This window comes from Halomonas gemina (assembly GCF_023554995.1).
Classification (GTDB): Bacteria; Pseudomonadota; Gammaproteobacteria; order Pseudomonadales; family Halomonadaceae; genus Halomonas; species Halomonas gemina.
The window spans coordinates 529,460-542,701 of sequence record NZ_JAMJPK010000001.1; the positions used below are offsets into that span (position 1 = coordinate 529,460).

General features: G+C 68.0%; 8 protein-coding genes. 1 reads left to right on the forward strand and 7 read right to left on the reverse strand.

Annotated elements, in window-relative coordinates:
* Position 1: 1 nt before the first annotated feature.
* The 7 genes from M8009_RS02660 to M8009_RS02690 form a co-directional block, all read right to left on the reverse strand.
* Positions 2 to 1,231: a TIGR02679 family protein gene (locus M8009_RS02660; RefSeq protein ID WP_250059218.1), complete on the reverse strand. Its 1,230-nt coding sequence runs from the start codon at positions 1,229 to 1,231 to the stop codon at positions 2 to 4.
* On the reverse strand, positions 1,231 to 5,388 hold the full coding sequence (locus M8009_RS02665) for a TIGR02680 family protein (RefSeq protein WP_250059219.1): 4,158 nt from the start codon (positions 5,386 to 5,388) through the stop codon (positions 1,231 to 1,233). The genes M8009_RS02660 and M8009_RS02665 overlap by 1 nt, the downstream gene beginning before the upstream one ends.
* Positions 5,389 to 5,420: 32 nt before the next feature.
* Positions 5,421 to 6,677 carry a TIGR02678 family protein gene (locus tag M8009_RS02670; RefSeq protein ID WP_250059220.1) on the reverse strand — a complete coding sequence of 419 codons (1,257 nt, stop codon included), beginning with the start codon at positions 6,675 to 6,677 and terminating at the stop codon, positions 5,421 to 5,423.
* Positions 6,665 to 8,215, reverse strand: a complete 1,551-nt coding sequence (locus M8009_RS02675) for a TIGR02677 family protein (RefSeq protein ID WP_250059221.1) — start codon at positions 8,213 to 8,215, stop codon at positions 6,665 to 6,667. Before M8009_RS02675 ends, M8009_RS02670 begins: the two co-directional genes overlap by 13 nt.
* Positions 8,216 to 8,415: 200 nt before the next feature.
* Positions 8,416 to 9,126 carry a HipA domain-containing protein gene (locus tag M8009_RS02680; protein ID WP_250059222.1) on the reverse strand — a complete coding sequence of 237 codons (711 nt, stop codon included), beginning with the start codon at positions 9,124 to 9,126 and terminating at the stop codon, positions 8,416 to 8,418.
* Positions 9,127 to 9,260: 134 nt separating this feature from the next.
* Positions 9,261 to 10,673, reverse strand: coding sequence for a cysteine--tRNA ligase (gene cysS, locus M8009_RS02685; RefSeq protein ID WP_250059223.1), 1,413 nt, complete (start codon positions 10,671 to 10,673; stop codon positions 9,261 to 9,263).
* A gap of 1 nt (position 10,674) precedes the next feature.
* On the reverse strand, positions 10,675 to 12,372 hold the full coding sequence (locus tag M8009_RS02690; protein ID WP_250059224.1) for a glutamine--tRNA ligase/YqeY domain fusion protein: 1,698 nt from the start codon (positions 12,370 to 12,372) through the stop codon (positions 10,675 to 10,677).
* Positions 12,373 to 12,702: 330 nt separating this feature from the next.
* On the opposite strand from M8009_RS02690, the gene M8009_RS02695 reads away from it, so the two are divergent.
* Entirely contained in the window at positions 12,703 to 13,209 is a 507-nt protein-coding gene (locus M8009_RS02695; protein WP_250059225.1) for a peptidylprolyl isomerase, read from the forward strand.
* Positions 13,210 to 13,242: the final 33 nt, after the last annotated feature.

The following is a 13,242-nucleotide window of genomic DNA, read 5'->3' on the forward strand; positions in this document are numbered from 1 at the left end:
ATTAACCGGCGTGAAGGTCGCCGAGCAGGATGTCGATCAGTTGCTCCTCATGCACTGCCCTGCCTCGCTCCTCCAGATCGGTGCGCAACTGAGGATCCCAGCACGCCTCGGTCGGCCGTCCCGCCAAGGGCTTGCCGTCGAGTGCCGCATAACTCCGGAGATCTTCGCCCCCCATCCGCCAGGGCCGCATGGCAAAGCGCTCCAGCAGGGCGTTGGCGATGCCGATACCCGCCCAGTCGAAGTCGCCGTGATAGTGCAGCACGGCCCCGGCGGCCTCCAGCTGCTCCAGCAGGGTGAGCACGGCGGCGCCGGGGCGCCCCCAGGTGGTGATCAGCGGCGCACTGTCGGCCCCCAGGCGCTCGGCCGCTTCGGCCAGTACGGCGGGATTCTCGCAGACAAACACATCCCGTCCTGCACAGTCCCACCCCGGTGGATGGCGCAACAGTTGCCGCAGGGTCAGCCAGCTGGGCTCGGCCTGTTGGCAGTAACGAGACAGGGCCTCATCCAGCGGCCGACCGGGGTGCACTGAAAGCCGCAAGGTCAGCACGGCAGTGGTGATATCACCGCCCATCAGCACGCCGGCATGGGCCCAGATGCTGCGCTCGTCGGGATCCACTCGGGCAACCCCACCCCGCCAGTATCGCGCCAGGGCCAGGCGCACCAGGGCGGCCACCGGCTTGCCGGTATCCAGGCCATGGGCATCGCCCAGGCACATGGCCGCCAGGGCGCTTAACGTCATCCCCTGAGCCGGCAGGCGCTCCAGCACGTCAAACGCTTGGCTCAGAAGCGCTTGGCCCCGGGGTTCGCTGCGCCTCGCCAGCCGCTTGAGCAGCCCGCTGGCCTGCAGCGCCTGCAGCCAATCGGCCACCCCGAGGGGCTCCGCCCGCTCCCCGTAGCCTTCGATGAGCGTGGTCCAGCACCGGTTCTGCGCCTCGCGCCGGGCGCGATCATCGACCAGCGGCCCGTCCAGCGCTTCCAGGGCAGCACGGAGGTCCTCGGCCACCCCGGCACGCGATAACGCCTCGGACATGGCACCCAGCTCCACACTCAGCGACTTGCCCTGGCGGGAAGAGCGCCCGATCAGGCGCTCCACGGCGGCCCGTTCGGCGTCGCTGACGCGGCTCAGGGACAGCCGTCCACCGCCCTCTCGTAACAGCTTGCGTGCCAGTCTCTGGCGCAGGCGGGCGAGTTCGTCACCCCCCAGCAGGCGCTGCAATCGTTCACAATCCATCAAAACAGGCTATCCATGCCGCCTTGCTCCGAGGTCTCCAGCGTTTCTGCCGTCGCCTCGCGACCCTGGCTGACGGGTAGCCCGTCGCGAACGCGACGGCGGCCGTCCCACTGCCAGCGGGTGACATGGACGGCATCGACCCCTTCACGACGCACCAGCTGGGCGATGGCCAGGCCCGGCACATCCGGGTAGCAGCCCCACTCGCGCTCCGAGGTCATGATGGCGTCAAGGTCGAACTGGGCCAGCAGGCCCATGCTCTTGGCCCGGGCATCGTCATCGATGCCGGCGAAGACCTCATCGAGCATCACCAGGCGGGGTGCATCGGCATGGGCACTACCGTAGTGGCTCGCCGCGGCGGCGAACAGCGGCAGGGTGATCACCAGGGCCCGTTCACCCCCGGAGGCGGGGCCATAGGCGGGGCGCCATTGACCGTTCTGATGGCGCTCCACCACGAAACGGTGCCAGAAGCGGTAGTCCAGGGCGCGCTCGAGGATCTCCTGCAGGGCGCCGCCCTCGTCGCTGGCCCGCGCCTCCTCGATGCGCCGACGCAGGAAGTCGCCCACCACCTCGCGATCCTCCGGCGACCAGGCATCCAGGGCCTGACGGCGCAGCCGCTGACAGACATCGGCAAGCCCCGCTGGCGCCGTCATGCCGCCGGCGCTCTGGCCCTCCGTCAGGGGCTGCCAGCGGATACGCAGGCGCATGCCGGTACTGGTGGGCCGGCTCTCCAGCTCGCGGTTCATGGCCAGCACATCGCGCTCCGTGCCGATGATGCGCTCCTGAATGTGGCTGGCCACCTCGTCGATCAGGTAGTTCTCCAGAAGCTCCCGCTCGCGGGCGTTAAGCAGTGCCTGGCGCTGGCTGATCTCGTCGTTGAGCTGTCGATACAGGGCATCGGGGTCCTGGCGCCGCCCCTGGAAGACGATGCGCACCAGCAGCAGGTCGTCGCGGGCCTCGGCGACGCAGTCGTGACCGCCTCGCGAGAGCACGTCGGTGAGCAGCTTGATGTGCTCGTGCAGCCGCCCCTGGTGGGCATGCCAGCTCTCCTCGGAGGCGTCGACATCGGCGGTCGCCTGGGCGGCGGCGCGGGCCAGGCGCACGGCAGGATCCGCCGCCCAGGAGGCCGGAGACTCTTCCACCGCGAAGGTCTCCGGGGCGGCGACGCGCAGCAGTCCCTCCTCCACCAGAGCCCGGAAGGCGGCGATCATCTCGGCGCGGCGCTGATCCAGCTCGGTCAGTCGCTGCTCGCCATGGGCCAGCGTCTCGGCCAGGCGCGCCACCTCGCCGAGCAGGGTCTCGAAGCGTTGCGCCTGCTCGCGCTGCTCCAGCGCCAACGCCTCGCTCTGCTCCTGAAGGGCTGCCAGCTGACGCTCCAGTTCCTGAACCTCGGCGCCCATGGTCTCGCGCAGGGTATCCCGACGCACCTCCGCCTCGCGGGCCTGCTCCTCGGCCTCAACATGCTCCCACTCGGCCTGCTGCAGCGTCTCCCGGGCCGCCTGCCGCTCGTCATGCTGTTCGCCATGGCGGCGCTGCGCCTGCCGCCAGGTCGTGATGGCCTGGACCAGTTCGCTGACGACGAGCCGATAGTCGTTGAGCGCGGCCTGGATCCGCCCCAGGGGCTCGCGCTCGGCGGGCAGGCGTAGATCCTCCGCGGCCTGATAGAGCTCACCGCGCAGCGCCTCCAGGGTCTCACGAGCCTCCTCCAGCGCCAGGCGTGCCTGCTCCAGGCGATCCGCCTGGGTATCCCGGGCGCGCCGCGCCGCCGCCTCGTTGGCATGGGCGTCGCGCAGCGCCTGGGCGCTGGGGCGCTGCTGCCACTCCTGTTCTGCGACCTTGAGGCGCGCCGCCAGGGTCTCGAGCGCCGTCGCGATCTCGGCATCCTGAGTGGCCAGGGCTTCCAGCGCCTGGTGGATCTCCGTCAGCCTGCGCTGCCGGGCCGCCTCCCGGGCCGCATGGCCGATATAGACCGCCGACGGCTTGCCCCAGCGGCCGCTGAGCGGCCCCAGCTGCCAGGCCCCGTCGGAACTGACCCAGGCGAAGGCCTCGGACGCGCCAAGGCCGATACCGGCCAGCAGCCGCTCGATGACCTCGACGGCGACCGGGGAGTGCTCAGGGGGATCGGCACGCAGGGCGCCGGCCAGGCTGGCCTCTGCCTGGGGCGCAACCCCGGCAACCGGCGGCGCCAGCAGGGTGTCCCAGGTGTCGGGGGCCAGCAGCTCGCCCTGCGGCAGCACCCAGGCGTCGAGCAGACCCGCGGCTTCCAGGGCGGCCTCCAGGCCGGCACGTTGGCGCTCATTCACGGAGGGCTGGAAGTCCACCAGCTGCCATAGCGGGGCACCCTGGCGACCATCGCGGCTGCCTTCGCCGCGGGTGTAGGGAGCGGGCGGTGTCCGCTCATCACCGGCCTCAAGGCGGCGAAGCTCCTCCTCCAACTCAGCGCGCTCGGCATCGAGTTCCCGACGCTGCTGCGCCAGCGCATGGCGCTGCTGGTTCAGGCCTTCGCGGCGGGCGTCACGGGTCGCCAAGAGCCCGGCCTCGGCGGGGTCATCGCCGCTCAGGTGCTCGCACCACGGCGCCAGCTCGGCGAGCAGCGCCTCGGGATCCTCGGGTGTGAGCTCGCGAAGTCCCGCGAAGCGCTCACGCCAGCTCGCCTGAAGTGCCTCGGCGGCATCCCAGCGGGCGGTCAGCGCCGCCTGCCACTCCTCCTCGCGACTCGCCAGGGTCTCCTCCTCGCGGCGCGCCTCATGTTCGACCCGATGAAACGCCTGCTCACCGCGCTCCACCTCGTCGAGGCGCCGATTGAGGTGGGTCACCCCCTCCTCGCGACGGCGATGCAGTTGGCGCAGCGCCTGCTGCAGGGCGTCGATCTCCCCGGGATCGGGAGACATCGCGTCAGTGCTGCCTGCTGCCGGCAGCAGTGCCGCCACCTGTTGGCGATGCTCGCCCCCCACACCTGCCGAATCGGCCAGCTCGGCACTCGCCTCTAGCTTCTGCTCCAGCACCGCGACGCCGGCCTCGAGGGCCTGCTCGGCCTCGGCGAGACGCGTCGCGGCGCGCTGATCGCCGTCTCGCTCGCGGGCCAACTGCTTTTCCTGACGCTCGGCCTGGGTACGGCGCTGACGCGCCAGCTCGTCGGCATTGCGCAGCGCCTCCGCCGAGCGCATGGCATCGCTGGCTTCCAGGGTGCGCTGGCGCGCCGCCAGCTCGCGCTGCTGAACCGCCAGCGTCTCCCGCGACTCGATGAGGGCGTCGCGCGACGCCAGCGTCTGTTGATGGGCCTGGCGGTCGCGGCCGAGCTGCAGGCGAATCCGCTCATATTCGGCATTGGCGCCGGTCAGCGACTCGGCGCGACGACGCACCGCGATGCCGGCATAGTGGCGATAGTGCCCAAGGAAGGCCTCTACCGCTCGGGCGGTCTCTTCCAGCCCCTGAATCTCCTCGCGATAGACATCCAGGCTGCGATAGGCCTCGGCCACCTCACTGATCAGCCCGCGCCCCAGCGGCGGCAAGGCGTCGCTGAGCGCCTGGGAGAGGCGATTGGGGTCGGGCTTCTTGGCCAGCTGCGGCTGGCGCAGCTGCAGCAGCAGGTCGAGCAGGGCGCCATAGCGCTGCTCCCCCAGCCGGAAGAGCCGTTCGTCGATGGCACGTCGGTAGTCCGCGGCGCGATCGAAGAGCTGGCCAACGCTGCCCAGGGCCTGGCTCAGCCGCTCGCGGCTGAGGCTGCGGCCATTCTCGATCAGGAAGAGGTCGCGCCCCACGCGCTGCGGCGTGGTGAAGAACCAGGAGCGCACCGGTCGCCCCGCCACCGCCTTGAGGCCGCAGCCCAGCGTAAAGGTCTCGGGTCCCTCATCCCCCTGGCGGCCGAACTCCAACCAGGTATAGCCCAGTCGCTCCTGGTATTCGCCCACCAGCAGGTTCCACTCCATGCGCTTGGCACTGTCGCCGTCGGGTTCCACCCGCGAGGGAATCAGCTGACCATCGAGCAGGAACGGCAGGGTCAGCGCCATCACCTTGGACTTGCCGGTGCCGTTGTTGCCGCGCAGCAGCAGCCGGCCATCGTGGAAATGGAAGGTCTCCTCGTCGTAGTAGAAGATCTCCACCAGGCCACAACGCAGTGGCTGCCAGCGCTGGCTCTGCGGTTCGGGAAGCTCACTCATGGGGCGGGACGCTCATTCATCGAAAGGGACGCTCACTCATTGAAAGAGGACTCGGCAAGATCGGGTTGAGCATTGTCGGGCGCACCGGGAAGCGAGGGCGTCTGAACGCGGAAGCGCCCCAACGCCGGTAGCGGCACGACGCGCTCACCCTGGCGTTTTACCAGGCGCAGCGAGGCCAGGCGGGCCAAGGTCTGCCGGGCAAGGCCATGGGCAGCGCCCGGCTCGCACGCAGACTTGCGCCAGTAGCGGCGGAATGACGGCTGCCACTCCTGGATCCAGGCCTCGGTCTCCTGGAGAGTGACGCCCTCGGGGCCGGCATCGGCCAGCCGCTCGGCCATGAGCAGTGCCAGGTGGCCCTCGGTACCCTCGGCCGGCATCTTCTCGTCGGTCAGCTCACCCTCGGGGTCCACCAGCGCCAGGCCCTCGGCACGCACCTCGGCCACCAGGCCCGTGGCCTGCTGCAGCCGCCGCAGCATGGGGCCGCGCTGATTGGCCAGGTAGGCGGCCTCGTCCTCGTCGAGCTCCTCCCGGTAGACCACCGGGTCATCCAGCAGCCGCCGCGCGAGGCGGTGACGCAACTCACGGTTGCGCCCGTCGGGTGTGTCCGGCACGAAGGTCTCGCTCAGGGCACGCAATCGCGCGTCCAGATCGAGCTCATGATCGGCGCCGTTCAGCGCCACCAGGGAGGGACCGCGGGCGGTGACCAGCAGCGCGGAGAGCACGCGCCGGTCGACGTCATATAGGACGTCGCCCTCCAGGCCACGGCGCAGGAATTGCTCCTCATCGCCGGCCACCCGGACCAGCACGCCCAGCTCCAGCAGCAGACGCACCACGACCACCAGGTCGCGGCGCGCCTCCTGATGATCCAGGGTGAAGGCCAGGCCAGAGTCTGCGAGCGCCGGGTCGCTCACCGCCTGCCCCAGCCCCTCGCCCAGCCGCCCCAGCGTGATCTGCGCATCGCCACGCTCGAGGTCGGCCAGCAGCAGGCAGAACAGCGCATAGCGTCGGCGGTTGAAGGTCCTGCGCTGGGTACCGCGGCCCACTGCCGCCGGGCGGGTGGAATCGCCGAGATCGGCGGGGCGCTTGTGCAGCCGCACGAAGTCACGCTCGCTCTGCAGGTGCCAGCCGGCCTCCCGGGCCAGCCAGTCGCGTAACGTCGCCGCATGGCGGCGAATCAGGGGGAAGGCGGCGTCATCGCTGCGAATCAGCGGCCGGGCCAACAGCGCCCGCAGGGCGCGACGCTGCTCCTCCTGGCGCTGGCGCGTCAGGGCATCGCTCAGCTCGTCCATGCGCCCTCCTCCAAATCGACGATCTCGAGCCGATAGTCACGGCCGCTCAGGGCACCGGCGTCGGTGCGGATGGTCGCGGCGGTCTCCGGCCCCAGCGGGCTCAGGGTGATCCGCAGGCCGCCGTCCCCTGTGGTAGTGGTGACAGGCGCGTCGTCGCCCTGGCCGGCCGCAAGGGCATCCCCCAGCAGGTTAAGCAGCAGGCGAAAGGCACCCTCATTCAGCTCCCCCAACTCGGAGAGCCGCGCGGCGCCACGTTCCACGAGCTGGCGCCGCGCGGCTCGGGCAGCATGAGCCTCCTCAGCCAGCTGGCGGGCCAGAAGCTCGCGCTCCCGGGCGCGACTGCGCAGCTTGGGCGGGGCGCCGGCCTTCTGATAGCTGCCGGTGGCCCTCAGCCGGGCCTGCACCTGCATGCCCGGTGCCTCGGCCCAGGGCGTGCTGGCCGGCACCGGCGTATGCTGCCACTGCTCGGCGGTCTCGGCGTCGATCACCAGGTGGCGGGCAGGCGACAGGCCGAAGGCGGTGCGCCACAGCCGGTGGGCCTCACCATCGTTGTCACACTCCAAGAACCAGCGCGCCAGGGTACGGAAATCCGCCGAGCGGTCGCTGCGTGCCATGCGCCGCTCATTGAGTCGAGCGACCATCTCCAGCAGCTGGGTCACGGCGCGCCGGGCACTGCTGCGCAGCAGCCGGGCCTGGGCCTGACGTCCCGGCTGGTCGAGAAACCAGGCGCGCAGCCCCGCCCAGTGGCCGTGCCAGCGCCGCCAGGCCTCGGCAAAGGCGCGCTCGCGCTCTTCACCGTCACTTGCCGACTCGCCGGGCGCCAGGTCGGCCAGCTCCCGCTCGGCTGCCTGACGCAGCAACCGGTTCACGGGGGGCTCACCATTTTCTCCGTTGACCTCCAGGGCACGGATCAGCTCGGCGATCTCGCCGGAGGCGGTCGTCAGGTCGCCGAGGAAACGCTCGATGTAGCCGATCACCCGCTCCTTGTAGAGCAAGAAGGCGTCGGCATCGCTGTCCTGGCTCTCCAGAGAGCGGTTCAAACCGGTCATGAAGGCGCGAGCATTCTCGGCCAGGTCGGAGAAGACACCGGCCAGGTCACGCAGAAGTAGCTGGCTATCGGTCGCGCTCGGCGCCTCGCTCTGCGACAGTGCCAGCAGCGCCCTCAAGCGAGTACGGATATCCTCGAGTGCCACGCTTTGCAGGGCACCTCGCCGCGCCAGTTCCTGATCATAGGTGGCCAGCGCGGCCTCTACCGCCTCGCCCTGACGGGTGATCTGGTAGACATAGAGGGCGCGGTAGTAGTCCTCGACGCTGGTGACCCGGGCGTTGTCGCGCTCGGCGTCCAGATTGCCCCAGGTGACCAGTTGGGTCAGCGCCACCTGCACGGTGGCCAGTTCCGTACCGCCGATCTGCTGCTGGACATCCTCCGGGCGCAGGTGCACCAGGAAGTGCGACTTGGCCTCAACGAAGGCGCGCATCACCTGCCGATAGAGGTCAGCCTTCTCGGCGGTAACATAGCTGAAGGGGGTGTAATCCAAGATCGCTCCGGTTCACAACAGTGCATTCCATCGAGTCATGAGCAACATTGTGCACGTTGCAGGGCATACCGGTAACTACCAGTTCTCTGCTTGACGATATGGTGACGCTGCTGCTGAAGCCTGCGCCAGCCACGCTCGTTCATTCCGGCCTCCATCAGGGCTTGTGGCAAGTCATCCGACGCCAGCAACACCTCCAGCCGCTATGCGAGTGCCCGTATCTCGCGCCTGACGAGCGCGTAACTGAATCGGCACTCCCTAGCAAAGGCCTGCCAGTCTCGCGGCAGAAGCTGCTGAGAGTTGGCTTGCTCGCCAATGGTGAAAGCCAGATCCGGGTGGCAGCCCAGTACCAGGGTGCCTACGAGATCATAGGCCGGAGCGTCCCGCCAGCGGCCTCGATCATCCTGGAGGAGAGAGATATTCTTGGCATGTCCGTCGGTGTTACCCACCAGCACGTTGAAGAGCTGCCAGCGCAGCAGATGGAGTACCGAGGCGGCATTCGGCCGGCAGGCGTGTCGAGCCGTCGCGATGCACTGCGCGAAGCGCGCCCCGCTGAGCACCTGATACTTGTCGATGCGCGTCTCCCATGGCCTGGCAGAAATCTCCTGGTGGATTCGGCGCAGCCCGGTCGTTCCGATGCCCTCCCTGTCGTAGCGCTCCACGAGCAGATACCCGTGCCCTGCTATCTCGCTAGCCGTGGTGAGCGGACACTCCAAGCCGGCCAGCCGGGCAAGGGTGTTCAGGAACAACTCGTTGAGGATGACCAGGTCGCGGCCATCGACGGCGAACTTGAGGATATAGGACGGGGGCGTGCTTCTCCCGTGCAACTTGATCACGCCACCCTCGACCAGCACCGGGATCTTGTCCTGGGCGCCCGCCAAGGACAGACGCGGAGGAACGGCATCGCCCATCATGCCAATCTTTTATCCCGATTGGGAAAATTTCGGTCATTCCAGCAGTTCGGCCGGGTATTTTTCGCTACCGGGAAAATAAAAAAACGCCAGGCACCCTTGCGGGGCCGGACGTCTTCCAGCTTAAAGCTTATGGCTTACAGCTCTTCTTCAGGCTTCTCGAACACCCAGCTGGTGCCCTCGCGGGCGTCCTTGAGGATGATGCCGAGCGCGGCGAGCTCGTCGCGGATGGCATCGGCGGTGGCGAAGTCCCTGGCCTGCTTGGCCGCGGTGCGCGCGTCGATCCTTGCCTGGATCTCGCCTTCCGAGAGCGGCAGGTCGGAAGCGCCGGCCTTGAGGAAGGTCGCCGGATCCTGCTGCAGCAGTCCCAGGACGGCGCCCAGGCGCCTGAGCTCCGCCGCCAGGGCCGTTGCGTTCTGCGGAGCCTCCTTCCTGGCGCGGTTCAGCTCGCGGGCCAGGTCGAAGAGCACCGACAGCGCCTCGGGGGTGTTGAAGTCATCGTCCATGGCGGCGGTAAAGCGCGCATGGTAGCTGCCATCCACCTTCCCCTCCACGGGCTCGATGCCTTCGAGTGACAGCCCTTCAAGAGCGTTGTAGAAACGCTCCAGCGACTTGCGGGCATCAAGCAGCGACTCCGGCGCGTAGTTGATCGGGCTGCGGTAGTGGCTGGCCACCAGCAGGTAGCGCACCACCTCCGGGTCGTGGTGCGCGAGCACCTCGCGGATGGTAAAGAAATTGCCCAGCGACTTGGACATCTTCTCGTGGTTCACCCGCACCGCCCCGGCGTGCATCCAGGTATTGACGTAGGCATGGCCGGTAGCCGCCTCGCTCTGGGCGATCTCGTTCTCGTGGTGGGGGAACATGAGATCCGGCCCGCCGCCGTGGATGTCGAAGGTCTCGCCCAGGCAGCAGGTGGACATGGCCGAGCATTCGATGTGCCAGCCGGGCCGCCCCTCACCCCAGGGCGAGGGCCAGCTTTCCTCGCCGGGCTTGGCCGCCTTCCACAGCACGAAGTCCAGCGGGTCCTCCTTGTGCTCGCCCACCTCGATGCGGGCCCCGGCGCGCATCTCGTCGGGGTCGCGATTGCTCAGCCGGCCATAGCGCTCGAAGCGACGCACCCGGTAGTAGACGTCGCCGTTATCGGCGGCGTAGGCGAAGCCCTTGGCGATGAGCGTCTCGATCATGGCAATGATCTCGCCGATATGGCGGGTGGCGCGGGGCTCACGATCCGGGGGCAGCACCCCGAGGCGCGCCTCGTCCTCGTGCATGGCCTCGATCATGCGCTCGGTGAGCGAGCTGATCGACTCGCCATTCTCCTCGGCACGCTTGAGAATCTTGTCGTCGATGTCGGTGACGTTGCGCACATAGGTGACGTCATAGCCACGGGCACGCAGGTAGCGGGTGATGACGTCGAAGGCCACCATCACCCGGGCATGGCCCAGATGGCAGTAGTCGTAGACGGTCATGCCGCAGACATACATGCGCACCTTGCCCGGCTCGATGGGCGTGAAGGGCTCCTTGCGGCGGGTCAGCGTGTTGTAGATCTGCATATCAGCCCTTCTTCCTGTCCTGCTCTTTCTTCTGCATCCGGGCCCAGCTGTCCTTGAGGCCCACGGTGCGGTTGAACACCAAGCGGTCGCCATGGCTGGCATGGCGGTCGGCACAGAAGTAGCCCACGCGCTCGAACTGGAAGCGGCTCTCCGGCTCGGCGCCCGCCAGGCTCGGCTCGCCGATCGCCTGCACGGTGACCAGCGACGCGGGATTGAGGTGCTCGAGGAAGTCGGCATCCTTGTCCTTGTCGGGCTGCTCCTCGAGGAAGAGGTTGTCGTAGAGACGCACCTCCATGGGCACGCCGTACTCGGCGCTGACCCAGTGGATCACGCCCTTCACCTTGCGCCCCTCGGGGTTTTTGCCCAGGGTGTCGAAGTCCACCGAGCAGCGCAGTTCGCTGATCTCGCCGGCGGCGTCCTTGATCACCTCGTCACAGCGGATCACGTAGCTGTTGCGCAGGCGCACCTCCTTGCCCGGTGCCAGGCGGAAGAACTTCTTGGGCGGCTCCTCCATGAAGTCGTCGTGATCGATATAGATCTCACGCGTCAAGGGCACCTTGCGCACCGCCATGTCCTCGCGGGCGGGATGGCCGGCAACCTCATAGACCTCCTCGAACTCTTGCGGCACGTTGGTCAGCACGACCTTGAGCGGCTTGAGGACGGCCATGGCGCGCGGGGCATTGTCCTCGAGGTCCGAGCGGATGGCGTGGTAGAGCATGGCGATATCCACCAGGCCGCCATCGGCGCGGGTGACGCCGATCATCTCGCAGAACTTGCGGATCGAGGCCGGCGTATAGCCACGACGCCGCATGCCGGAGATGGTCGGCAGGCGCGGGTCATCCCAGCCATCCACGATGCCCTCGTCCACCAGCAGCTTGAGCTTGCGCTTGGAGGTCAGGGTGTAGTTCAGGTTGAGCCGGGCGAACTCGATCTGGCGGGGCTTCGCCGGCACCGGCAGGTTGTCCAGGAACCATTCGTAGAGCGGGCGGTGATCCTCGAACTCCAGGGTGCAGATCGAGTGGGTCACGCCTTCGATGGCGTCCGACTGGCCATGGGTGAAGTCGTAGGAGGGGTAGATCTTCCACTTGTCGCCGGTCTGGTGGTGGCTGGCGTGGCGGATACGGTAAAGGATCGGGTCGCGCAGGTTGATGTTCGGGGAGGCCATGTCGATCTTCGCCCGCAGCACCTTCTCGCCCTCGGCGAACTCGCCGGTGCGCATGCGCTCGAGCAGGTCGAGGTTCTCGGCCGCACTGCGCTCGCGATAGGGGCTCGGCTTGCCCGCCTCGGTCAGGGTGCCGCGGTACTCGCGGATCTCGTCCGGCGAGAGGTCGTCGACATAGGCCTTGCCCTCGCGCACCAGGTGCTGCGCCCAGGCATAGAGCTGGTCGAAGTAGTCCGAGGCGAAGCGCACCGGACCCGCCCACTCGAAGCCCAGCCAGTGAACGTCCGCCTTGATGGCATCGATGTAGGCCTGCTCCTCCTTGGCCGGGTTGGTGTCGTCGAAGCGCAGATGACAGTCGCCACCGAAGTGCTCGGCGAGCCCGAAGTTCAGACAGATCGACTTGGCGTGGCCGATATGCAGAAAGCCGTTGGGCTCCGGCGGAAAGCGGGTCACGATCTTCCCGCTACGACCGGCCTCGATCTCCTCGCGGATCTGGTTGCGGATGAAATTCGGCGCGCTGGTGGTGTCGGTGGACATGTCGGAAAAAACGACCTCTGGTTGAAGGTGCGGGCCTGGCGGCGCGAACGTGGCGAGCCTTGAGCCGTATTTGGCAGTGCCTCAGCGAGGGGCGCCGGCGGCAGGCCGTAGAGGAGGTCCTACGCCAGGGATGGCGTCGGTAGCGCCCAGGGATGGGTTCACAGCGCCTCCTCGCAGGCCTGCCGCCGGAACAGCCCGAGCGGTGCCGCCATCGGCAATAGGCCTGGACGCCCTACGCTCGCTTCGCCCATGGAAGCAAAACCGTTATTATAGCGCCACAGCCATGGGCAACGCCAAGGCAACGCCCCTTTAGCGCACAGGAACTTATCGATGATCGTACTGCAGACCAATTTCGGCGATATCTCCATCGCCCTGAACCACGACGAGGCCCCCAAGACCGCCGCTAACTTCGAGCAGTACGTGCGCGACGGCTTCTACGACGACACCCTCTTCCACCGCGTGATCCCGGGCTTCATGGTCCAGGGCGGCGGATTCGACACCGACTTCAACCAGAAGCCGACCCGTGACCCGATCGAGAACGAGGCCGACAATGGCCTGAAGAACACCACCGGCACCCTGGCGATGGCGCGCACCCAGGACCCGCACTCCGCCACCGCGCAGTTCTTCATTAACGTCGCCGACAACGACTTCCTCAACCACAGCGGCAAGAACGTCCAGGGCTGGGGCTACTGCGTCTTCGGCGAGGTGGTCGAGGGCATGGACGTGGTCGAGAAGATCAAGGCCGTGCCCACCACCCGTCGCGGCATGCATGCCGACGTGCCCGCCGAGGACGTGGTGATACAGAAGGCCTACGTGAAGGACGAGCCGGAGGCCTGATCCTCGCCCGCCTTTTCACACGCCCGTCGGGAC

Excerpts from the sequence above, each read along its gene's own strand:
- M8009_RS02660 (WP_250059218.1), bottom strand. The coding sequence starts at position 1,231 with ATGGATTGTGAACGATTGCAGCGCCTGCTGGGGGGTGACGAACTCGCC.
- M8009_RS02665 (WP_250059219.1), bottom strand. The coding sequence starts at position 5,388 with ATGAGTGAGCTTCCCGAACCGCAGAGCCAGCGCTGGCAGCCACTGCGT.
- M8009_RS02670 (WP_250059220.1), bottom strand. The coding sequence starts at position 6,677 with ATGGACGAGCTGAGCGATGCCCTGACGCGCCAGCGCCAGGAGGAGCAG.
- M8009_RS02680 (WP_250059222.1), bottom strand. The coding sequence starts at position 9,126 with ATGATGGGCGATGCCGTTCCTCCGCGTCTGTCCTTGGCGGGCGCCCAG.
- cysS (WP_250059223.1), bottom strand. The coding sequence starts at position 10,673 with ATGCAGATCTACAACACGCTGACCCGCCGCAAGGAGCCCTTCACGCCC.
- M8009_RS02690 (WP_250059224.1), bottom strand. The coding sequence starts at position 12,372 with ATGTCCACCGACACCACCAGCGCGCCGAATTTCATCCGCAACCAGATC.
- M8009_RS02695 (WP_250059225.1), top strand. The coding sequence starts at position 12,703 with ATGATCGTACTGCAGACCAATTTCGGCGATATCTCCATCGCCCTGAAC.